The sequence below is a fragment of the Burkholderia sp. AU32262 genome, from assembly GCF_020419985.1.
In the GTDB taxonomy this organism is placed as follows: domain Bacteria; phylum Pseudomonadota; class Gammaproteobacteria; order Burkholderiales; family Burkholderiaceae; genus Burkholderia; species Burkholderia semiarida.
On record NZ_JAIZRS010000030.1, the window covers coordinates 46,525 to 67,898 of the forward strand.

General features: G+C 66.7%; 17 protein-coding genes and 1 pseudogene. 5 read left to right on the forward strand and 13 right to left on the reverse strand.

From position 1 onward, the window contains the following. Window positions 1-37: 37 nt before the first annotated feature. On the forward strand, window positions 38-673 hold the full coding sequence (locus LGN10_RS28165) for a LysE family translocator (protein WP_059643694.1): 636 nt from the start codon (window positions 38-40) through the stop codon (window positions 671-673). An 89-nt stretch (window positions 674-762) separates the two neighbouring features. On the opposite strand, the gene LGN10_RS28170 is transcribed toward LGN10_RS28165, so the two are convergent. Then, the gene (locus LGN10_RS28170; protein WP_226225742.1) at window positions 763-2,064 is read right to left on the reverse strand and encodes an MFS transporter; all 1,302 of its coding nucleotides are present in this window, start codon (window positions 2,062-2,064) and stop codon (window positions 763-765) included. 97 nt (window positions 2,065-2,161) lie between these two features. Between LGN10_RS28170 and LGN10_RS28175 the strand changes: the two genes are divergently transcribed. Continuing rightward, entirely contained in the window at window positions 2,162-3,091 is a 930-nt protein-coding gene (locus LGN10_RS28175; protein ID WP_104011778.1) for a LysR family transcriptional regulator, read from the forward strand. 186 nt (window positions 3,092-3,277) lie between these two features. Here LGN10_RS28175 and LGN10_RS28180 read toward each other — a convergent pair whose 3' ends face one another. The 7 genes and pseudogenes from LGN10_RS28180 to LGN10_RS28210 form a co-directional block, all read right to left on the reverse strand. Then, entirely contained in the window at window positions 3,278-4,111 is an 834-nt protein-coding gene (locus LGN10_RS28180) for an OmpW/AlkL family protein (RefSeq protein WP_060966385.1), read from the reverse strand. Between the two features lie 18 nt (window positions 4,112-4,129). Further along, window positions 4,130-5,372, reverse strand: a pseudogene (locus tag LGN10_RS28185) (DUF2957 domain-containing protein). 147 nt (window positions 5,373-5,519) lie between these two features. Beyond that, window positions 5,520-6,941, reverse strand: a complete 1,422-nt coding sequence (locus LGN10_RS28190) for a DUF2957 domain-containing protein (RefSeq protein WP_226225743.1) — start codon at window positions 6,939-6,941, stop codon at window positions 5,520-5,522. A gap of 433 nt (window positions 6,942-7,374) precedes the next feature. Beyond that, window positions 7,375-8,325 (reverse strand): N-acetyl-gamma-glutamyl-phosphate reductase, encoded by a 951-nt coding sequence (argC, locus tag LGN10_RS28195; RefSeq protein ID WP_059578210.1) that lies wholly within the window; start codon window positions 8,323-8,325, stop codon window positions 7,375-7,377. A 165-nt stretch (window positions 8,326-8,490) separates the two neighbouring features. Then, the gene (locus LGN10_RS28200) at window positions 8,491-9,063 is read right to left on the reverse strand and encodes a flavodoxin family protein (RefSeq protein WP_011546661.1); all 573 of its coding nucleotides are present in this window, start codon (window positions 9,061-9,063) and stop codon (window positions 8,491-8,493) included. Window positions 9,064-9,281: 218 nt separating this feature from the next. Further along, entirely contained in the window at window positions 9,282-9,878 is a 597-nt protein-coding gene (locus tag LGN10_RS28205) for a YbhB/YbcL family Raf kinase inhibitor-like protein (protein WP_226225745.1), read from the reverse strand. Between the two features lie 240 nt (window positions 9,879-10,118). After that, window positions 10,119-10,805, reverse strand: coding sequence for an orotate phosphoribosyltransferase (locus LGN10_RS28210; RefSeq protein ID WP_059578215.1), 687 nt, complete (start codon window positions 10,803-10,805; stop codon window positions 10,119-10,121). A gap of 459 nt (window positions 10,806-11,264) precedes the next feature. Here LGN10_RS28210 and LGN10_RS28215 point away from each other — a divergent pair, with 459 nt between their 5' ends. Next, a complete protein-coding gene (locus LGN10_RS28215; RefSeq protein WP_059578218.1) occupies window positions 11,265-13,535 on the forward strand; it encodes an NADP-dependent malic enzyme in 2,271 nt (756 codons plus the stop codon). 169 nt (window positions 13,536-13,704) lie between these two features. Here the strand turns inward: LGN10_RS28215 and LGN10_RS28220 are convergent, their stop codons facing one another. After that, window positions 13,705-17,295, reverse strand: a complete 3,591-nt coding sequence (locus LGN10_RS28220) for an indolepyruvate ferredoxin oxidoreductase family protein (RefSeq protein ID WP_226225746.1) — start codon at window positions 17,293-17,295, stop codon at window positions 13,705-13,707. Between the two features lie 329 nt (window positions 17,296-17,624). Between LGN10_RS28220 and LGN10_RS28225 the strand changes: the two genes are divergently transcribed. Further along, on the forward strand, window positions 17,625-17,819 hold the full coding sequence (locus tag LGN10_RS28225) for a hypothetical protein (protein WP_059578224.1): 195 nt from the start codon (window positions 17,625-17,627) through the stop codon (window positions 17,817-17,819). A 135-nt stretch (window positions 17,820-17,954) separates the two neighbouring features. Here the strand turns inward: LGN10_RS28225 and hppD are convergent, their stop codons facing one another. Next, window positions 17,955-19,052, reverse strand: coding sequence for a 4-hydroxyphenylpyruvate dioxygenase (gene hppD / locus LGN10_RS28230; RefSeq protein WP_226225747.1), 1,098 nt, complete (start codon window positions 19,050-19,052; stop codon window positions 17,955-17,957). Window positions 19,053-19,266: 214 nt separating this feature from the next. On the opposite strand from hppD, the gene LGN10_RS28235 reads away from it, so the two are divergent. Beyond that, window positions 19,267-19,782, forward strand: coding sequence for an Lrp/AsnC family transcriptional regulator (locus tag LGN10_RS28235; protein ID WP_059578229.1), 516 nt, complete (start codon window positions 19,267-19,269; stop codon window positions 19,780-19,782). A 56-nt stretch (window positions 19,783-19,838) separates the two neighbouring features. Here LGN10_RS28235 and LGN10_RS28240 read toward each other — a convergent pair whose 3' ends face one another. The 3 genes from LGN10_RS28240 to LGN10_RS28250 are packed head-to-tail and all read right to left on the reverse strand — an operon-like array spanning window position 19,839 to window position 21,118. Beyond that, window positions 19,839-20,225 (reverse strand): DUF805 domain-containing protein, encoded by a 387-nt coding sequence (locus tag LGN10_RS28240; RefSeq protein ID WP_059578232.1) that lies wholly within the window; start codon window positions 20,223-20,225, stop codon window positions 19,839-19,841. A gap of 2 nt (window positions 20,226-20,227) precedes the next feature. Continuing rightward, the gene (locus LGN10_RS28245; protein WP_059578235.1) at window positions 20,228-20,716 is read right to left on the reverse strand and encodes a hypothetical protein; all 489 of its coding nucleotides are present in this window, start codon (window positions 20,714-20,716) and stop codon (window positions 20,228-20,230) included. Window positions 20,717-20,734: 18 nt separating this feature from the next. Further along, on the reverse strand, window positions 20,735-21,118 hold the full coding sequence (locus LGN10_RS28250) for a hypothetical protein (RefSeq protein WP_124863725.1): 384 nt from the start codon (window positions 21,116-21,118) through the stop codon (window positions 20,735-20,737). Between the last annotated feature and the right edge of the window lie 256 nt (window positions 21,119-21,374).

Genomic DNA, 21,374 nt, shown 5'->3' on the forward strand with positions numbered 1-21,374 from the left:
GCAATTCGTTTTCCGTCCATTTCAGGCAGAGGCAGTCATGAACTTGCATACGTGGTGGCTTTTCGTGGCGACGGTATTCGTCGTGTCGGCGATTCCGGGCCCGAACATGCTGCTCGTGATGACGCACGGCGCGCGGCACGGGCTGCGGCGTTCGTCCGCGACGATGGCCGGTTGCCTGAGCGCGCTGGTGCTGATGCTCGCGGTCTCCGCGGCCGGGCTCGGCGCGGTGCTCGAAGCGTGGCCGGCGATGTTCAATGCGTTGCGCTTCGCGGGCGCGGCCTACCTGATCTATCTCGGCGTGAAGGCGTGGCGCGCACGCGTGGACGACGCGCCGGCGGCCGACGTCGACGCCGTGTCGCAACAGGCATCGGCATCGCGCGCGGCGCTGTTCCGCAACGGCTTCCTGGTCGCGGGCAGCAACCCGAAGGCGATCCTGTTCGCGGCCGCGCTGCTGCCGCAGTTCATCAACGCGGCCGAGCCGACGCTGCCGCAGTTCGGCATCCTCGTCGTCACGTTCGCGGTGATCGAGGTGAGCTGGTATCTCGTCTACGCGGCGTTCGGCACGCGCATCGGCGCCACGCTGAAGAGCCAGAGCGTTGCGAAGGTGTTCAACCGGCTGACGGGCGGGCTGTTCGTCGGCTTCGGCGCGATGATGGCGCTGGTCCGTCACTGATTCCCGGCCCGCGCCGGCGTACCGAACGCCCCGTCCCTCGCGAGAGGGCGGGGCGTTCGGCTTTCGAGCGCCGCTTCACCGCTGCCCGCTTATGCGCGCGGGCGATCGAACGCCGCGGCGCCCGCCCCGCGCCCGGCCGCCAGCCCGAACCCGGCCGCCGCGCCGGCGAACGCGAACCCGACGCCGCACACCGCGCTCCAGCCGCCCCATGCCCATGCGCTGCCCGCGAGCGCCGCGCCGAGCGCGCCGCCGATGAAGAACAGCCCGACGAACAGCCCGTTCAGGCGTCCGCGTGCGGCCGGGTTCAGCAGGTTGATCGCGCGGCGGCCGATCGTCTGGTCGACGATCACGCCCGCGTCGAGCAGCGCCGCGCCGCCGGCCAGCAGCGCGAGCGCGAGGCCGCGATGCGCGTGCATATCGAAGCCGAACCAGCCCGCGCCGGCGATCCCGAGCACGGTCAGGGCCGCGAGCATCGTGCCGTGCGCGAGCCGTTGCGCGGCCGCGCCGTGGCCGCGGTCGCCCGCGCGGCCGGCGAGTGGCGTGACGATCGCGCCGCTGGCGCCGGCGAACGCGAACAGCGCAATGCCGTGCAGGTCGAGCGCGAACGGCGGCTGCGCGAGCCGCAGCCCGACGGCGGTCCAGAATGCGCTGAACGCGGCCATCGCGAGTGCGGCCGACAGCGCATGCCGGCGCAGCACCGGCTCGTCGGCGAGCAGGCGTCCCATCGACGCGAGCAACGCGCGGTAGCTGGCCGTGATCGACGGCGTGCGCGCCGGCAGGCGCAGCGCGAGCACGACGGCGATCGCCGCGTTCGCGAGCGCCGCCAGCAGATAGAACGCGCGCCAGCCGGCCGAGCCCGCGATCAGGCTCGCGAGCGGCCGCGACAGCAGGATCCCGAGCATCAGCCCGCTCATCACGTTGCCGACCGCGCGGCCGCGCTGCGCTTCGGGCGCCATCGACGCGGCCATCGGCACCAGCATCTGGATCACGCTCGACGCGGCGCCGGCCGCGAGCGTCGCGAGCAGGAACACGGTGCCCGAGCGCGTGAAGGCGGGCAGCGCGAGCGCCGCCGCGCAGACGCCGAGCGTCGCGACGATCAGACGGCGGTTCTCGAGCAGGTCGACCAGCGGCACGAGCAACGCGAGCCCGGCCGCGTAGCCGAGCTGCGGCAGCATCGCGACGAGGCCGGCGAGGCCGGGCGGCAGGTGCAGGTCCGCGCTGATCGGGCCGGTCAGCGGTTGCGCGGCGAACAGGTCCATCACGATCACGCCGACCGTCGCGGCGAAGAACAGCGTCATGCCCGTGCTCAGCGCGGGCGGCGCGACGACGGACGGGGAAACGGCGGCGGGCGGGGAAACGGGGGCGGGGCAGCGGTTGGCAGGGCAGTTCATCGGGAGGCTGGGCGGTGGGTCGAAGGAATTCCCATCCTAGGCGCTCGATGTTTATGCAACAATTGAAATATGTCTAACATGATTATGCGAGTTTGTTTTGAATACGCGTGATCTCCAGGCCTTCGTCGCGGTCGTCGACAGCGGGTCGATGGTGGCCGCGGCCGCGAAACTCCACCTGACGCAGCCGGGCCTGACGCGGCGTGTGCAGAACCTCGAGACGCTGCTCGGCGTGCCGTTGCTCGAACGGCAGAGCAAGCCGCTGAAGCCGACCGCCGCCGGGCGCGACGTCTACGCGCTCGCGCGCAACGTGCTCGGCGCGGTCGACGAGCTGATGGCGGCGGGCGCGCCGAACGGCGAGCCGTCGGGCGAGTTGCGCATCGGCGTGCCGCCGTTCCTGTCCGAGCTCGCGCTCGAGCGGCCGATTGACCGGCTGCGCGAGGCGTTCCCGCGCCTCACGCTGCGCGTGACGGCCGGCTGGTCGCCCGCGCTGGTGCAGGGCATCGAGCGCGGCGCGCTCGACGTCGCGACCGTGATGGTGCCAGCGAGCGCGGCGCTGCCCGACGCGTTGACGGCGACGCTGCTCGCCACGCAGCCGACGGTGCTCGTCGCCGCGCGCGATTTCCCGCTGCCGGACGGCCCGCTGTCGCTCGACACGCTGTCGGGTTTTCCGTGGGTGCTGAGCCAGGACGGCTGCGGGATGCGCTCGGCGCTGAGCCGCGCGCTCGGCGCGGCCGGCCTGCCGTTCGACGTCGCGGTGGAAGCGTTCGGCTCGGAGCTGCAGTTGTCGCTCGTCGCGCGCGGCGCCGGCATCGGCATCGCCGCGCCGAACGCGCTGGCGCGCAGCGCGCATCGCGACGCGCTGAGGGTGGTGGAAACGGCGGGGCTGGAAACGCGGATCAACGTGTGGATCGTGCACGGCACGTTGCCGGGCCGTCTCACGCGGCCTGTCGCGCTGTTGCGCGACGCATTGGGCGAGGTGCTCGAACGGGAGAACGAAAAGGGGTCAGGCGCCGTCACGGCGAACTAGAGGCCGCATTCGAGGGAAAATCCTTATTTTCTCTACGGAAATGTTGCATTGCGGAAACCGATTCGTTATAGTGACACCTGTCTCCTCCATGTCTCCTCTGATATGGATTCAGCCCGCCACTTAGGCGGGCTTTTTTTTTGCCTGCGATTGTGTCGCGGCCATCCATTCGCGCCGGCATCGCCGCGCTCAGAACTTGTACGTCATCCCGACGTAGCTGATGATCGGGTCCGCCTTCAGATCCGATTTCGACTCGGCGAGCACCGAGCCGTCGGCTGCCTTGATCGTCACCGTCGACGTCGTCTTCAGCGGGATGTAGGTCACCGACGCGACCAGCCCGAAGTGTTCCGTCAGGTTGTACTGCAGGCCCGCGTTGAACACCGGCTGCCACGACGACGACGCCTTCGCCTCCACCGAGGTCGTCCCCGGCTTGCCCGCGCCCGCCGCGAGGATCGCGCCGAGGTTGTCCTGCGTCTGCTTGATGAAGTTCGTGTTGAGCTGCAGGGCGCTGAACCAGTTGTACGACACGCCGAGGCCGAGGAACGGCCGGAATTTCGCGGTCGCCTGCCCGAAGTAGTACTGCAGGATCACCGCCGGGCTCCACTGCCGCACGCTCTTCACGATCGGGTTGACCGACCCGAGCCCGATGTTCTGCGTGCCGAGCGCGCCCGCCGGGCCCGGCGGCTTGATCGTGCCCTGGCCCGACACCTTGAACACCGGCGGCACGCCGGCCACCGACGTGACCGCGATGTGGTCGGTCAGGAAGTGGCTGACCGTCAGGCCGACCGTGTCGGCGCCGCTCGTGTGCAGCCCGGTGCCCGCCGACGTGAACGACGGCGGCAGCCGCAGCGGCGTGTTGATCGGCGTCGGCGCGACGTTGGTCGTCATCGGCGTGCTGCTCTGCTGCGGCATGATGTGGAACCAGCCCAGCGTGACGACGTTGCTGCCGGCGCTCTGCGCGTGCGCGGCGAGCGGCGCCACGGCGGCGGCGCCGGCCGCCGCGCAGAGAAGGGTTTTCTTCATCACGGCTTTCCCCTCCGCTTACTGGACGAATGCGCCGATCGTGAAATACGGCGTCGATCCCGCGTTGTCGAGGAAACCGAACACGCCACCCGAGAAGATGAACTTGCCGGTCGGCGACGTGCTGCCCGAACCCGTGTGGATCGTCGTGACCGTGCCCGGTACCTTCTGCGTGTAGTCGAGGTCGAGCACTCGCGTGAGCGACGCCTGCGACGGCTGGAACGGATCGAGCAGCGTGGCCTGCTTGTCGATCAGCGCGGTGGTCCGGTAATCGAACTGGCTGTCGACGCCGATGTACTCGCCGTTCTGCGAACCGGCCGCGACGGCCGTCTGCGGCGCGAGGATCGAGATGCTCGATTCGTCGTCGGCGGTCAGGCCCGGCACGCCGTTGCTGTCCGGCGTCGGGTTCGGGTTCGCGACCCCCGTGCGCACGAGGATCGGCACGAGCTGGTTGCGCAGCTTGCCGACGATCATGAAGCCCTTGCCCTGCGGCGTGGCCGACAGCGTCGGCTTCATCTGGCTCGCGTAGTTGTTCGACTGGAACGCGCCGCTGCCGTCGGCCGACTGCACGAAGTTCGTGCCCTGCTGCGTGCACGCGCCGCCGGCGAACTGGCCGGTCGTGTCGCACTTGGTCCACGTGCCGTCCGCGTTGATCGTCACCTTCGCGTCGATCGACGCCGGCGCGAATTTCTGCGACGGCACTTCGCCGAAGCCGATGTGGCTGTACGTGCCCGCGACCTTCGTGATGTCCGTTTCGATCGACGAGAAGCCAATGAACGGGTAGTACGGGAATTTCGTGTCGGGCACCGCGGCCTGGCCGAGCACGCCGTCGAACTGGATCTCCTTGCCGGGAATCGTGCCGCCCGCGACGCCGAAGCCGACGAAGATGCGCGCCGGACGCGACGCATCGAGGCTCCCGCCGTTCAGGCGGAACGCGCACTGGTTCAGCTTGTTGGTCGGCAGCAGCGTTTCCTGCGTGAGCGTGCCGCTGTCGACCGTGCCCGCGCGGGTCGGCACGACGGTGCCGGTCTTTTGCGGCACCGGCGATTCGACATAGGTGACCTGCCAGGTCATCCTGGTCGTGTCGAGCTGGACTTTCGCGAGTTCGCCGCTGCCCGCGCCGCCCGTGAACACGGTGTTGTAGTCGAGCGTCGCGGGGCAAAGCCGCTCCTCGACGAGCGGCGGCGGATTGTCGCTGCCGCCGCCGCAAGCGGAAAGAAGGGGGGGCGGCGGCAGCGGCCGCCAGAATGAGGTTGCGCTTCATGTTGCTCCTCCAGATTTGTCTTGTGTGGCGGCCAGCTCCCTGTCGGCCGCTTCTGTTGGTCGTGCTCGTCCCGCCCGCGCCGTGCCGGGCGCCTTCGTGCCTTCCCTGCAACGCGCGGCGGCAGGCCGGCCGCCGCGTCCTCGATCGCTACTTGCTGATCTGCGCGCCCACGCCGAAGTACGGGGTCGACGACGTCGTCGAATTCGCCGACGTCGCCGTGACGCCGCCGTTCACCGTGCCCTGGATCAACGCCGCGTACAGCCCGCCCGTCGCGATCACCACGCCCGATGCCGACGGGTAGCTCGCGCCGCTCGGCGGGGCGGTCTTCGCGTTCAGCAGGCCCGGCGTCGTCTGGCCGTAGTCGAGCGTGAAGCCGTCTTCCTCGGCCTGCGTGGACGGGTTGATGAACGACGCATTGCCGCCGCGGATCAGCGCGGCCGTGTACTTGAAGTTCGAGTCCGCGCCCGCGTAGCCGCCGTCGATCGCGCCCGACGTGATCGCCGTCGCCGCGCCGAGCACCGCGATGCCCGATTCGTCGTCGACCTGCGCATCGAGGTGCAGCGGCGGCGTGCCGAGGTTCACGTTGCCCGTGCGCACGATCACCGGCACCGTCGCGCCGTTGAGCTGGCCGATCACCATGTGCGCGGTCGCCGACTTGCCGGTCGCGCCGACGATCGGCAGTTGCGTCTGCGGCAGTGTCTGCGGCGCCTTGGCGCTGTCGAAGTAGCCGCCGTTCGCGCTTGCCTTCCACGGATCGCCGGTCGTCTGGCAGCCGCCCGCCCCGCTCGACGTGCACGCGCCGTTCGTATCGAACGTCTCGCTCGAGTTCGAGCCCTTGGTCGCGTAGTTGCCTGACGGCACGAGGTGGTAGAGCAGCGCGTTGTACGTGCCCGGCAGCTTCGAGAGGTCGGTCGTCGTGTTCGCGAAGCCGAGGAACGGATAGAAGTCGAAGTGACGGTTCGGCACCTGGCCGACGTTCTGCACGACGCCTGGGATGATCGTCAGCCCGTCGTACTGGATCGTCGCGCCGGGAATGCCGCCGCCCGCCACACCCATGCCGACCAGCAGCATCGGCGGGTTCGCCTGGTTGAAGTCGGCGGCCGTCGAATACGTCGAGCCGTCCGGCGCGGGGCCCGTGCCCGGCGTGAGGACGAACGCGCAGCGCGTCTGCTCGGCGGTCGGCAGCGTGCCGGTCGGCGGATGAACGACCTTGCCGGTGATGGTCGTGCCGACGCGGCTCGGCGTGACGGTGCCCGTCTTCAGCGGAATCGGCGATTCGAGCCACTTGAGCGTGTAGGTCATCGCGACCGCGTCGATGTTGACGCTGACGATCTCGCCGCTACCGGCGCCGCCGAGGTACGTGCTCTTCACGATGTCCGCGTTGGCCGGGCACAATGCGCCGTTGATCGGCTGCGAAGGCGGCTGCCCTTGCGGGCCGCAGCTCGAGCCGGAACATTGGGGCGCATCGATCGGCGCGAGCGCGCCGCCGGAGTCCCCCCCGCCACATGCAACCAGGAAAGGGGCAATGGCAAAGGCCGTTGCCACCCCCTTCGATAAGGTGTGCGACATGCCGCTGTCTCCAATCGTTTAATTGTGCGAGCTAATGTCGCTGCCTGTGTTTTTGCTGTCAATTGATGAACCCGTCTAAAAAAGGCGATTGAAACGGGATCTTCAAATTGAATCCTTTCCGGATAAGGCAATTGGTAAGAATTTAAACGCGAGACAGGCTGTCGAAAGCTGCCGGAGTGGGACGCGCGCGACGCCCGGCAGGCTCTCGCAACGCCTTCCCGCGTATAACGGCAGCGTTTGAATTGACGGGTATCCGGTTTATCCCTATTCGGGATTGACTGGATAAGGAGGGGCTGGATTAATTCGCTGATAATCGCGCAATGGAAAGCTTGTAAATATTTGTAAATGCGCGATCCGGAGTTTTATATATTGCCTGATACGGGTAAATAAAAAGCCGGCCAGTGGCCGGCTTTGCATGGCATGCGAGGCTGAATCAGCGTTTGAGGCCTGCGTCCTCGGCCGCGCCGATGTTCAGGTTCATGCACTGGATCGCGGCCCCCGACGCGCCCTTGCCGAGGTTGTCGAGGCGCGCGACGGTGACGAAGCGCTCCGCGTTGCCGAACACGAACAGGTCGACGCGGTTCGTGTCGTTGTTCGCCTGCACGTCGAAGAAGCCGCCGTCGAGGTTCGCGTCGGCGTCGAACGGTGCGACGCGCACGAACGCCTCGTCCGCGTAGTACTCGGCGAACACGCGCTGCACGTCCTGCGGCGTCGCGCGCTTCGCGAGCTGCTCGGGCGTGAAGTAGGTCGTCACCGCGAGGCCCTTCAGGAACGGGCCGACGATCGGCGTGAAGATCGGTGCGTTCGCGAGGCCCGTGTGCGCGGCCATTTCCGGCAGGTGCTTGTGCGCGAGGCCGAGCGCGTACGGGCGTGGGCTCGCGAGCTTGCCGCCCGGCGCGGCGTTTTCGTATTCGGCGATCATCGACTTGCCGCCGCCGCTGTAGCCGGTGATCGAGTAGCTGTGCGCGGCGAACGTCGGCGCGACGATGCCCGCGTCGACGAGCGGACGCATCGCGAGCACGAACGCCGATGCATGGCAGCCGGGCACCGCGATGCGCTTCGACGTGCGAATCTTCTCGCGCTGCGCGCGGGTCAGTTCCGGCAGGCCGTACGCCCAGTCGGCATGCGTGCGGAACGCGGTGCTCGCGTCGATCAGCGTGGTGTTCGGGTTCTCGACGAGCGACGCGGATTCGCGCGACGCGACGTCCGGCAGGCACAGGAACGTGACGTCCGACGCGTTGATCAGGCGGCGGCGCTCGTCGACGTCCTTGCGCTTCGCTTCCTCGATGCGCAGGATCTCGATGTCGCTGCGTGCCGACAGGTATTCGAAGATCTTGAGGCCGGTCGTGCCTTCCTGGCCGTCGACAAAAACTTTGGTGCTCATTTCACTCTCACTGGATGAAACGGGAGCCGCGGCGCCCTGAAACCGCCATTTTAAGACGTCATCCGGCGGCGCTGTGCCGCGGGGGACGAAAAAAGACGGCCGGCGGCCGTCTTCGTGTCCCTTTGACGCCCGCGCCGATACGCGCGCGGCCGGGTGAGGGCGTGCTCAGCGGGCGCCGGCGTCCCAGCGGGCGGTCGCTTCGGCGACGCGCCGGCCGAATGCCTTGCCGGTTTCGAGGTCGCCCGGCAGCGGGCCCTCGTCGGGCGTCGCATCGGCCGGCGATTGCGCGAGCAGGCCCGTGGAGCCGCCGAGATAGTTGATGTCGTTGCGCGTGGCCGCCTTCGAGTTCGCCGGCATCAGGCTCGTGCCGACCCACACCATCCCATGCTGCATCGCCAGCGTGACGAAATATTGAATCGTCGAGAACTTGTCGCCGTTCATCGTCGCCGAGTTCGTGAAGCCCGCGGCGATCTTGTCCTTCCACTTCTGCGTGAACCACGCTTTCGACGTGGCATCGGCGAATTGCTTGAACTGCGCCGACGGGCCGCCCATGTAGGTCGGCGCACCGAAGACGATCGCGTCGGCCGCGTCGAGCGCGGCCCAGCCCGCGTCGTCGAGGTCGCCGACGGCGATCAGGCGCACGTTCGCGCCGGCGTCCTGCGCGCCCGCGTGCACGGCCTCGGCCAGTTTCTGCGTGTGACCGTAGCCGCTGTGATAGACGATGACGATGTTCGACATGAAGCGTTCTCCGGAAAGGGACGGGAACGGCGGGCCGCCGCGGCTCGCCGCGTCACGCGTCGCCGGCAGGCGGCGCGACGGTCGCGCGGCAGGGCATGCCGCGACCGGTGACGACGAGTCTAGCAAGCCGAAATGACGAGACAACGTGCGCGCGCGGCGCACTGAAATTCGCGGCGGCCGGCAATCGCGGCGCCGCCGCCGGGCGAGGCACGGCGCGGCTACTGCCCGTACGTGACCGTGAGTCGCGCGGTGCCGATCGCGAGCGTGCCGATCTCGTGCTCGAACATCGGCGCGGGGCGGCCCTGCGACACGCGCAGGTCGGTGCCTTTCAGCGCGTAGACGGTGATCACGTAGCGATGCGGCTTGCCGGGCGGCGGGCACGGACCGCCGTAACCGTCGATCCCGTAGTCGTTGCGCGCCTCGCTCGCGCCGATGCGGCGCAGGAAGCCGGATGCGCTCGCGTCGGCCGGCAGGCTCGTGACGGTCGCCGGAATGCCGGCCACGGCCCAGTGCCACCAGCCGTGCCCGGGCGCGTCGGGATCGAAGATCGTGACCGCGTAGCCGCGCGTGCCGGGCGGCGGGTTGTGCCACGCGAGTTGCGGCGAGCGGTTCGCGCCCTTGCAGTCGCCGCGGTCGAACACGTTCGCGGCCCGCACGCGGGCGCCGGGCGTCAGGTCGTCGCTCGTCACGGTGAACGGGCCTTCCGCATGCGCGGGCACTGCCGCGAAAACGGCGGCGTAGAGGAGGGCGGGGAGGAGGAACGGAGACGGGCGACCCGATGGCGCAGGCGGAGTGATCCGGCGATCCATACGCATATGGCGCTTCTCCCGTCACGTGGGCCGGACCGAGACGCCCGGCATTGTTGGCGTTGTGTGTTGCCCGCGCAGCTGAGGGCGGCGATGGATCAAGTCTAGCATTAGGGTTCGATGAGCGATGCCCACCGCCGCCCGCGATTGCGCTCGGTCAGGGTGCATGGCAACGGACGAAAAAAAGCCGCCTGCGGTGAAGCAGGCGGCTTGTTCAGCCAGTGCGCCGGCATGCATGCCGGCGTGGCGTCATTCCTTCGCGGCCGTCGCGCCGCCGTGCGCGGCCGACCATTCGGCCGGTGCGTGCAGGAATTTCTCGACTTCGTCGAGCGTCTTCGTCTCGAAGTAGCCCGAGGCCTTCGCGACGCGCAGCACGTCCCACCACGTGGCGAGCGCGTGCAGGTCGACGTCGATGTCCTTCAGGACCGACACGCTTTCCTTGAAGATGTCGTAGTGGAACAGCACGAAGCAGTGGTTCACCGTCGCGCCCGCGGTGCGCAGCGCGTTGACGAAGTTGATCTTGCTGCGGCTGTCGGTCGTCAGGTCTTCCACCAGCAGCACGCGCGAGCCTTCCTCGAGATGGCCTTCGATCTGCGCATTGCGGCCGAAACCCTTCGGCTTTTTGCGCACGTACTGCATCGGCACCATCATCCGGTCCGCGATCCATGCCGCGAACGGGATGCCGGCCGTCTCGCCGCCCGCCACCGCGTCGATCTGCTCGAAGCCGATGTCGCGCGTGATCGTCGTTTCCGCCATTTCCATCAGCGCACGGCGCACGCGCGGATACGAGATCAGCTTGCGGCAGTCGATATAGACGGGGCTTGCCCAGCCGGACGTGAAGATGAACGGTTTTTCGGCATTGAAGTGCACCGCCTGCACTTCGAGCAGGATTTTGGCGGTCGTATCCGAGATCGACTGACGATCGTAGCCTGTCATGGGCATTCCTTGGGTGATGAGCGAGGAGCGGGCGCGGGCCCGGTGGCGCAGCAAGGGGAACCTGCCCGGAGGGCCGGGGCGCGATCGGCAGGCCAATCGCATCGCTGCGCGCGTAGCCGGCTATTTTACCCGATCCAGGCCGGTTTTCGGCGGAATTCGCGCGGTTCGGCGCGCGGCTCACCACAGGCGAAACAAATGGGGTGCGACCAGTCCGATGCGGATGCCGGGGATGCGGCGGTGCACCAACGGAGGTCATTTAGGGGGTGTACACTAGGCGACCCTAAGAAATCGTTCAGTACTTTGTACTTTCCTCTTGCCATCCGCCAAGGTTCGATGGCGTGCCGATCCGGCGCGTCGCGGGCCGTCTCGCAGTCGACCATCCCCTCGATTCAAGCAGACGCGGCCGAAGGTGCTGTGTACTGAGTCGTCAATATTTCGCATGTCTCTCGCAGGTCAATCATGGACGAACAACTGAAGCAGGCCGCTCTCGCTTATCACCTGAACCCGAAACCCGGCAAGATTTCGGTCACCCCGACCAAGCCGCTGTCGAACCAGCTCGATCTGTCGCTCGCGTATTCGCCGGGCGTCGCCGCCGCGTGCGAGGCGATCCACGCCGATCCGCTCGACGCGCAGAAGTACACGTCGCGCGGCAACCTCGTCGGCGTCATCACCAACGGCACGGCCGTGCTCGGTCTGGGCAACATCGGCCCGCTCGCCGCGAAGCCGGTGATGGAAGGCAAGGGCTGCCTCTTCAAGAAATTCGCGGGCATCGACGTGTTCGACATCGAACTGTCGGAGTCCGACCCCGACAAGCTCGTCGAGGCGATCGCGATGCTCGAGCCGACGCTCGGCGGCATCAACCTCGAGGACATCAAGGCGCCGGAATGCTTCTACATCGAGCAGAAGCTGCGCGAGCGCATGAAGATCCCCGTCTTCCACGACGATCAGCACGGCACCGCGATCATCGCGTCGGCCGCGATCCTGAACGGCCTGAAGGTCGTCGGCAAGAAACTCGCCGACGTGAAGCTCGTGTGTTCGGGCGCGGGCGCGGCCGCGATCGCGTGTCTGGACCTGCTGGTGAACCTCGGCCTCACGAAGTCGAACATCCTCGTCGCCGATTCGAAGGGCGTGATCTACGAAGGGCGCGGCAACCTCGATCCGTCGAAGCAGCGCTATGCGGCGAACACCGACGCGCGCTCGCTCGCCGACGCGATCGTCGGCGCGGACGTGTTCCTCGGCTGCTCGAGCGCGGGCGTGCTGAAGCAGGACATGGTCAAGACGATGGGCGACAAGCCGCTGATCCTGGCGCTCGCGAACCCGGAACCGGAAATCCGCCCGGAAGACGCGAAGGCCGTGCGCCCGGACGCGATCGTCGCGACCGGCCGTTCGGACTACCCGAACCAGGTCAACAACGTGCTGTGCTTCCCGTTCATCTTCCGCGGCGCGCTCGACGTCGGCGCGACGACGATCACGGAAGAAATGAAGCTCGCGTGCGTGCGCGCGATCGCCGAGCTGGCCCAGGAAACCGACCAGAGCGAGGAAGTCGCGAAGGCGTACGAAGGCCATTCGCTCGAATTCGGGCCGGACTACCTGATTCCGAAGCCGTTCGATCCGCGCCTGATCATCAAGATCGCGCCGGCCGTCGCTCAGGCCGCGATGGATTCGGGCGTCGCCACGCGCCCGATCCAGGACATGGACGCCTATCGCGAGCAGCTCGGCGCGACCGTCTACCGCACCGGCATGGTGATGCGTCCGGTGTTCGCGACCGCGAAGCAGAAGGAGGCCCGCATCGTGTTCGCCGAGGGCGAGGACGAGCGCGTGCTGCGCGCCGCGCAGTTCGTGCTGCTGGAAAAGATCGCGAAGCCGATCATCATCGGCCGCCCGTCGGTCGTCGACATGCGCCTCGCGAAGATCGGCTCGAAGCTGAAGGCCGGCACCGATTTCGAAATCGTCGATCCGGAAGACGATGCGCGCTACCACCGCTACTGGCAGGCGTATCAGGAGATCGGCGCGCGCGACGGCGTGACGCCGGAAGTCGCGAAGGCCGCGATGCGCAAGTTCAACACGCTGATCGGCGCGATGCTCGTGCATCTGGGCGACGCGGACGGGATGATCTGCGGGATGATCGACACGTTCCACAGCCACCTGAAGTTCATCGAGCAGGTGCTGGGCCGCGCGAAGGGCGCCGAGCACTTCGCCGCGATGAACCTGCTGATGCTGCCGGGCCGCAACCTGTTCGTGTGCGACACGTACGTGAACGAGCTGCCGAGCGCCGACCAGCTCGCCGACATGACGATCCAGGCCGCGGCCGAGATCGAGCGCTTCGGCATCACGCCGAAGGCCGCGCTGCTGTCGAACTCGAACTTCGGCAGCGCGCCGTCGGCGTCGTCGCGCCGGATGGCCGAGGCCCGCAAGCTGATCGTCGAACGTGCGCCGAACCTCGAGGTCGACGGCGAAATGCACGGCGACGCGGCATTGTCGGAACTGATCCGCAAGCAGGCGTTCCCGGGCACGACGCTGTCGGGCGAGGCGAACCTGCTGATCATGCCGAACGTCGAAGCGGCGAACATCGCGTACAACCTGCTGAAGATGGTCGGCGGCGAAGGCGTGACGGTCGGCCCGTTCCTGCTCGGCGCGGCCAAGCCCGTCCACATCCTGACGCCGGCCGCGACCGTGCGCCGGATCATCAACATGACGGCCGTTGCCGCCGCGAACGTGAACACGAAGTAAGTCCACGCCCGCGGTGCCGCGCGTCACGCGCGGCGCAATGAAAAAGCCACGGAACCTGCGTTCCGTGGCTTTTTTTTCGTGTGAACCGTAACGGGTGAGGGCGGGGGGGGGGCGGCAGGACGTCAGGAAGACCGTCCGGAACGCGCCCGCCCGCGGCGCGCGCCGTTCGTTACGCGACCTGCTGGTGCGACTGGCCGCCTGCCGGCGACCGCCACTTCGCGAGCAGCGTGTCCCACTTCTGGCGTACCGCGCGCAGGTTGTTCTCCTTCACGTGGCCGTAGCCGCGAATGCCGTCCGGCAGCGCCGCGAGCTCGAGCGCGAGCGGCCGGTTGGCCGCGTTCAGCTTGGCCAGCACCTCGTCGATCAGCGCTTCGTACTCGCCGATCAGCGCGCGCTCGGTGCGGCGCTCCGCGGTGCGGCCGAACGGGTCGAGCGCCGTGCCGCGCAGGAACTTCGCCTTCGCGAGCAGCCGGAAGGCCGACATCATCCACGGGCCGTACGCCTTCTTCACGAGATGGCCGTGGGCGTCCGTCTTCGCGAACAGCGGCGGCGCGAGGTGGAATTTCAGCTTCCAGTCGCCTTCGAACTGTGCGGTCAGGCGCGCGAGGAACGCGGGATCGGACTGCAGCCGTGCGACCTCGTATTCGTCCTTGTACGCCATCAGCTTGAACAGGTTGCGCGCGACCGCTTCGGTCAGCGGCTCCTGCACCGTGTCGCCGTCCGCCAGTGCCCGCTCGGCGGCGCGCACCTTGTCGACGAACGCCGCATAACGCGACGCGTACGCGGCGTTCTGGTACGCGGTCAGGAATTCGACGCGCTTCGCGATCAGCGCGTCGACCGCCTTCCTCGTGTGCAGCGAGATCACCGTGGCGCCTTGCGCGGGCCGGGCGTCGCCGGCCGCGGCCTGCTTCACGCTGGCCAGGTCGTACGCGGCGCGGCGGCCCCAGTCGAACGCCGCGCGGTTCTTGTCGACCGACACCGCGTTCAGCTCGATCGCGCGTTCGAGCGACGCGAGCGTCAGCGGCAGCCAGCCCTTCTGCCATGCGTAGCCGAGCACGAACGGGTTCGTGTAGATCGCGTCGCCGAGCAGCGCGACCGCGAAGCGGTTCGCGTCGATGAAATCGACCGCTTCACCGGCGGCCGCGCGGATGTCGTTCTCGGCGGACAGGCCGGGGAACGCCCAGTTCGGGTTCTTGATGAACTCGGCGGTCGGCGTCTGCGCGCTATTGACCACCACGCGCGTCGCGTCGTGCCGCATCCGCGACGTGCACTCGTCGCCGGCCGTGACGATCGCGTCGCAGCCGATCACGAGATCGGCTTCGCCCATCGCGATCCGCGTCGCATGGATGTCGGTCGGCGCGTGCGAGATCTGCACGTGGCTCATCACGGCGCCGCCTTTCTGCGCGAGGCCCGTGACGTCGAGCACGGTCACGCCCTTGTTCTCCAGGTGCGCGGCCATCCCGAGCAGTGCGCCGATCGTGACGACGCCCGTGCCGCCCACGCCGGTGACGAGCACGCCGTACGCGCGGTCGATATCCGGCAGCGTCGGTTCCGGAATCGGCGGCAGCGCGCTGCCGTCGACCGACACGGCTTTCGGCTTCTTCAACTGGCCGCCCTCGACCGTGACGAAGCTCGGGCAGAAGCCCTTCACGCACGAGAAGTCCTTGTTGCAGCTCGACTGGTTGATCTGGCGCTTCGTGCCGAATTCGGTCTCCAGCGGCTCGACCGACAGGCAGTTCGACTGCACCGAGCAGTCGCCGCAGCCTTCGCACACCGCGTCGTTGATCACGACGCGCTTGGCCGGGTCCGGATACGTGCCGCGTTTGCGGCGGCGGCGCTTCTCGGTCGCGCAGGTCTGGTCGTAGATCAGGATCGTCGTGCCTTCGATCTCGCGCAGCTCGCGCTGCACGTCGTCGAGCTGGTCGCGGTGATGGATCGTCACGCCCGGCGCGAGCAGCGCCTTCTGGCTGTCGTATTTCTCCGGCTCGTCGGTGACGATCACGATTTTCTTCGCGCCTTCGGACGCGAGCTGGTGCGTGATCTGCGGCACCGTCAGCACGCCGTCGACCGGCTGGCCGCCCGTCATCGCCACCGCGTCGTTGTAGAGGATCTTGTAGGTGATGTTCGCCTTCGACGAGATCGCCGCGCGCACCGCGAGCAGCCCCGAATGGAAATAGGTGCCGTCGCCGAGGTTCGCGAACACGTGCTTTTCGTCGGTGAACGGCGCCTGGCCGATCCACGGCACGCCTTCGCCGCCCATCTGGCTGAAGGTGCTCGTGCTGCGGTCCATCCACACGGTCATGTAGTGGCAGCCGATCCCGGCGATCGCGCGCGAGCCTTCCGGCACGTTCGTCGACGTATTGTGCGGGCAGCCCGAGCAGAACCACGGCTTGCGCTCGGTCTGCACGTGCGGCTTCGCGAGCGCCATTTCCTTCGCGTTGATCACCGCGAGCCGCGCCGCGATGCGCGCGCGCACGTCGGACGGCAATTCGAATTTATCGAGCCGCGTCGCGATCGCCTTCGCGATGATCGCGGGCGACAGCTCGTAGTGCGCGGGCAGCAACCAGTTGCCCATCGGCACCGACCATTCGCCGCCGGCGCCGTCCTTTTCGTCGAACTTGCCGAACACGCGCGGGCGTTGCGCGTCGGGCCAGTTGTACAACTCTTCCTTGATCGCGTATTCGAGGATCTGGCGCTTTTCCTCGACCACCAGGATTTCGTCGAGGCCGCGCGCGAACGCCTGCGCGCCTTGCGCTTCGAGCGGCCACACGCAGCCGACCTTGTAGAGCCGGATGCCGATCCGCGCGCAGGTTTCGTCGTCGAGGCCGAGGTCGATCAGCGCCTGGCGCACGTCGAGGTATGCCTTGCCGCCGGTCATGATCCCGAAGCGCGCGCTCGGCGAATCGATCTCGATGCGGTCGAGCTTGTTCGCACGCACGTAGGCGAGCGCCGCGTACCACTTGTAGTCGAGCAGCCGCGCTTCCTGCACGAGCGGCGGATCGGGCCAGCGGATGTTCAGCCCGCCTTCCGGCAGGATGAAATCGGTCGGCAGCACGATCTCGGTGCGATGCGGGTCGATGTCGACCGACGCCGACGATTCGACGACGTCCGTCACGCACTTGAGCGCGACCCACAGGCCCGAGTAGCGGCTCATCGCCCAGCCGTGCAGGCCGAAATCGAGATATTCCTGCACGTTGGACGGGAACAGCACCGGCAGCCCGCAGGCCTTGAAGATGTGCTCGGACTGGTGCGCGAGCGTCGACGATTTCGCCGCGTGGTCGTCGCCGGCGAGCACGAGCACGCCGCCGTGCTGCGACGAGCCGGCCGAGTTCGCGTGCTTGAAGACGTCGCCGGTGCGATCGACGCCCGGGCCCTTGCCGTACCACATGCCGAACACGCCGTCGTATTTCGCGCCGGGGTACAGGTTCACCTGCTGCGAACCCCACACGGCCGTGGCGGCGAGATCTTCGTTGAGGCCGGGCTGGAAGACGATCTGGTGGGCGGCCAGGTGCTGCTTGGCTTTCCATAGCGACAGATCGAGGCCGCCGAGAGGCGAGCCGCGGTAGCCGGAGATGAAGCCGGCCGTATTGAGACCGGCGGCGCGGTCGCGTTCCTGCTGGAGCATCGGCAGGCGCACGAGGGCCTGGATGCCGCTCATGTACGCGCGGCCGCGTTCCAGCGTGTATTTGTCGTCAAGCGTGACGGACTTCAGCGCGGCTTCTAGCGACGCGCGTTGGTCTGCGTCTAGCGGGGCATTCATTAACTGTCTCCTCCACCCGGTCTGGGATCACCAAAACTTCGGTTGCGTCGGCATCTTTTGGACGCGTCTGCAGTGGCCGGCATGTTCGCCGGTTTTAAGGGATGGTAGCACTGGGGCAAACCCGCCGCCCATCGGTCGCGACGCGGGGCACGGGCGTCCGCACGTCGCGAAACAGGGCAAGATCATGCGTTACATCATGTAAAAGCATGTAAAGCGGCATTGATCTGCGGGCAAATGCCGTTAATCTTGTCGGCCTGCCGGAGGTGCCCGGCCGCGTGGGTGCGTTCCGACGCGCTCGGGGAGGCGCCGGCAGTTTTACAGGAGGTGCAATGAACACACGTCATATCCAGAGTTTCCTGATCGTGTCCGCCGCGTTTTTCGCGATGACCGGCCCGGTGCGTGCGCAAGGCGCGAGCGCGCTGGCGGCAGCCGGCGCGCAGATGCTTCAGATCGTGCCGGCCCAGGACGCCGTGGCACAGCCGTCGGCCGCGCGTGCCGCCGAGTCGAAGGCGAGCGTGCGTTGATGCGATCGCGCGGCCTCCGGGCCGCGCCGGCATGCAAAAAGGGCGGGAATCCTCGGGTTCCCGCCCTTTTTCTTTGTGTCGCCGGAGCGCGCGGCTGGCCCGGTAGCGCGGCGCCGCCGCCGCCCGGCGGATGCGTCAGGCCTTGTCCTGCACGACGCCGCGGCGGATCTGGTCGAGTTCGATCGATTCGAACAGCGCCTTGAAGTTGCCTTCGCCGAAGCCCTGGTTGCCCTTGCGCTGGATGATCTCGAAGAAGATCGGCCCGATCTGGTTCTCGGTGAAGATCTGCAGCAGCAGGTCGTCGCGCGCGCCGTCGATCAGGATCTTGCGCTTCTTCAGTTCTTCCAGCGATTCGCCGTGGTTCGGCACGCGGCGGTCGACCAGCTCGTAATACGTGTCGATCGTGTCGAGCAGCTTCACTTCCTTGCTGCGCAACCCGTCGACCGCCTGGTAGATGTCGCTCGCGCCGAGCGCGATGTGCTGGATGCCTTCGCCGTGATACGCGTCGAGGTATTCCTGGATCTGGCCGGCCGTATCCGAGCCTTCCTCGTTGATCGGGATGCGGATCTTGCCGCACGGCGACGTCATCGCCTTCGACTTCACGCCCGTCACCTTGCCTTCGATGTCGAAGTAGCGGACTTCGCGGAAGTTGAACAGGCGCTCGTAGAACTCGGCCCATTCCTGCATGCGGCCGCGATGCACGTTGTGCGTCAGGTGATCGATGTAGGTGAGGCCGTGGCCGACCGGGTTCGGGTTCGCGCCGGGAATCGGCTCGAAGTCGACCTCGTAGATGCTGATGTCGCCGATCGCGCCCGGTTGCGCGCCGTTCTTGCCGCGCCAGCGGTCGACGAAGTAGATCAGCGAATCGCCGATGCCCTTGATCGCCGGGATGTTCAGCTCCATCGGGCCCGTCTTGTTGTCGAAGCCCCACGCGCCGAGTTCGAGCGCGCGCTGGTATGCCTTGGCGGCGTCCTGCACGCGGAACGCGATCGCGCAGATCGACGGGCCGTGCAGCCGCGCGAAGCGTTGCGCGAACGAATCGGGTTCCGCGTTGATGATGAAGTTGATGTCGCCCTGGCGGTACACCGTCACGTCCTTGTGGCGGTGGCGCGCGATCGCGGTGAAACCCATCCGCTCGAACAGTTGTCCGAGCGCTTTCGGGTCCGGCGCCGTGTATTCGATGAATTCGAAGCCGTCGGTGCCGACGGGGTTGTCCCAGGTGGGGATCTGCATGTCCTGTCTCCTGTGCGGGGCGATCGGCCGGCGCGGCGTGCGCATGTCCGGCCTGGTTCGATGTCGACGGCCGTGCCCGTCACGAGCATGCGCGGCAAGTCGATACATGCGACAGAGTGTAGCGGGCGGCCGCGAGCGGAAACTTGCGAACTTAATCGCCCGCGCCTACGATGGCGCAATTTCCAGTCTCAAAATCATCGATGGAGGGCAGAAGATGGCGCAGGCTGAATTGGATGCCATCGACCGGCGGATTCTCGCGATTCTTCAGGAGAACGGGCGCCTGTCGAACCAGGAGATCGCCGAGCGCGTGAATCTGTCGCCGAGCCCCTGCCTGCGGCGAATCCGGCGGCTCGAGGAAATCGGCGTGATCACCGGCTATGTCGCGCTGCTGAATCCGCAGAAGCTCGGGCTCGACCTGCTCGCGTACGTGAGCGTGCGGCTCGAGAAGCGCGGCGGCCTCGCGCCGGTCCGGGCCGACGAGACGTCGGCGCGCGCGGGCGCGACCCACGCGGAACTGTTCCGCGCGGCCGTGCAGACCTGGCCGGAAGTGGTCGCGTGCCACGCGATGACGGGTGACATGGATTACCTGCTGCGCGTGCAGGTCGAGGACATGGCGCATTTCTCCCGCTTCGTGCAGGAGCATCTGCTGCATCACCCGTCGGTGATCGACGTGAAAACGAGCTTCTCGCTCGATTGCTTCAAGGAAACGACGGCGTTGCCGATTCGCTGACGGCGACGTGTGATGTAGATGCGACGCGCCGGCTTGCCGTACCGCCGGTGCGGGAGCTACGTGCGCGTGCGGCGCGGATCGGGGCCGTATTGATTACCGGCGTTGCGGGGCGCGAGCCACAGCGACACGAGGATCACAATGGGGGCTGCGAACAGGAAGTAGCCGATGCACAGCAGGCCGGAGCGATTGCTGTCGTGCAGGCGCCTGACGTTGTAGGCCAGGGTCGCGCATAGCGACGCGAGCCCGGCGCAGAACAGCAGGAACGACGTGAGCGTTGCGTCGGCGGAAAGCCGAGTGTGGGACCATTTGATCAGCGTGATCAGAAGATAAAAGAGCGGGTAATGGCCGAGCAGGAAGCAGAGGAAATCCCGGCGTCGCTCTCGGCCCCGAAACGACAGCATGCGCCGATAGCCGTTCAGCCATGCATGCAGCGCGGTCTTCATTGTCATCTCCAACCATGGCGGCGGCGCAGGAACAGCATGGTGATACCGACGTCGATGACAACACAGACGGTTGCTGTTCCCGCGATCCAGAAAGCGGGAATGTGGGGTAAGGGGAGTAATAAAGGGATGTTCAACTGCGCTGTGGCCGCCGTCGTCGCGGCGAGTCGGGCGAGAATAATCGCCTGCGCGCCCCATGTACCTGCTACCGCGACAGCGATAACCAGCAACGTCGCCACGGTGCAAACCTTGGCCGATGCGATGTGTGTACGGAAGAACGAAATTCCGATGCTCACGGCCGCCCCAAGAGTACCAAAGGCGATAGTGGTCCGAAGTTGATCGACGAACATCTGTGATGGCGGGCCGGCGACGAACCATACGGCATGCGTGCTAGCGAGGCTCTCTATGAACCTGTTGTGGAGGGTGAAGCCCAGCAGACCGCCTAGCACTGTAAAGAAGGCCAGCGATATCGGTTTGGCGATGGTGAGGCGCATGTCGTGATAGACGGAAGTTCAGAAATTCAACGACGGAAGTGCCGTGCGCAGACCGCGCAGGACGGTGTCGATTTCGCTGATTGTATTAAGTCGGATCAGCTCCCTGGTTCGGCGATTGTATTTCGCCATTGCCGTGGCTGGAGACTGGCCACCATTGCGCTGCATAAATACGGATTTGGCATGCCTGTAGAGTTGGATGTCTGGTAGGGGATCAGTACCGAAGATATAGGGAGAACGAAGCTTCAGCGTATATTCCTTGGTAATGAGTTCGGGCAAGAGGTTGCCGATTTTGGGCAATGGTGTGATGTTGCTGACGAAGCCCGCATATTCAAGCACCAGCGTGGTTTTACCATTGGGGCGCGGACGACATCGATGCCGAATGCTCCCTTTAGCATTTGCCACATGGTCATCTCGCCAGACACGACCCGTTGATTGTCGATGTAGATATCGGCAGTTTCATACAGTTGGGCAACGGTCCGATAGATTTGCAGATTGGATGCACCAACCGTGTTAGCCAACGATGGCAGTCCGGACTTCGCATGCAGTTGTTCGATCAACAGATACATTCCGGTAGGCTGCCCGTAATTGATGCGTTGTCCCGTCATACCCTTCGCAACATGAAATAGACGAATCGGGAAAATAGGTTCGATGGATGAAG

What these genes read in the sequence shown, in the direction of transcription:
- LGN10_RS28165 (WP_059643694.1), top strand. Translation starts at nt 38, where the DNA reads ATGAACTTGCATACGTGGTGGCTTTTCGTGGCGACGGTATTCGTCGTG.
- LGN10_RS28170 (WP_226225742.1), bottom strand. Translation starts at nt 2,064, where the DNA reads ATGAACTGCCCTGCCAACCGCTGCCCCGCCCCCGTTTCCCCGCCCGCC.
- LGN10_RS28180 (WP_060966385.1), bottom strand. Translation starts at nt 4,111, where the DNA reads ATGAAGAAAACCCTTCTCTGCGCGGCGGCCGGCGCCGCCGCCGTGGCG.
- LGN10_RS28190 (WP_226225743.1), bottom strand. Translation starts at nt 6,941, where the DNA reads ATGTCGCACACCTTATCGAAGGGGGTGGCAACGGCCTTTGCCATTGCC.
- argC (WP_059578210.1), bottom strand. Translation starts at nt 8,325, where the DNA reads ATGAGCACCAAAGTTTTTGTCGACGGCCAGGAAGGCACGACCGGCCTC.
- LGN10_RS28200 (WP_011546661.1), bottom strand. Translation starts at nt 9,063, where the DNA reads ATGTCGAACATCGTCATCGTCTATCACAGCGGCTACGGTCACACGCAG.
- LGN10_RS28205 (WP_226225745.1), bottom strand. Translation starts at nt 9,878, where the DNA reads ATGCGTATGGATCGCCGGATCACTCCGCCTGCGCCATCGGGTCGCCCG.
- LGN10_RS28210 (WP_059578215.1), bottom strand. Translation starts at nt 10,805, where the DNA reads ATGACAGGCTACGATCGTCAGTCGATCTCGGATACGACCGCCAAAATC.
- LGN10_RS28215 (WP_059578218.1), top strand. Translation starts at nt 11,265, where the DNA reads ATGGACGAACAACTGAAGCAGGCCGCTCTCGCTTATCACCTGAACCCG.
- LGN10_RS28220 (WP_226225746.1), bottom strand. Translation starts at nt 17,295, where the DNA reads ATGAATGCCCCGCTAGACGCAGACCAACGCGCGTCGCTAGAAGCCGCG.
- LGN10_RS28225 (WP_059578224.1), top strand. Translation starts at nt 17,625, where the DNA reads ATGAACACACGTCATATCCAGAGTTTCCTGATCGTGTCCGCCGCGTTT.
- hppD (WP_226225747.1), bottom strand. Translation starts at nt 19,052, where the DNA reads ATGCAGATCCCCACCTGGGACAACCCCGTCGGCACCGACGGCTTCGAA.
- LGN10_RS28235 (WP_059578229.1), top strand. Translation starts at nt 19,267, where the DNA reads ATGGCGCAGGCTGAATTGGATGCCATCGACCGGCGGATTCTCGCGATT.
- LGN10_RS28240 (WP_059578232.1), bottom strand. Translation starts at nt 20,225, where the DNA reads ATGAAGACCGCGCTGCATGCATGGCTGAACGGCTATCGGCGCATGCTG.
- LGN10_RS28245 (WP_059578235.1), bottom strand. Translation starts at nt 20,716, where the DNA reads ATGCGCCTCACCATCGCCAAACCGATATCGCTGGCCTTCTTTACAGTG.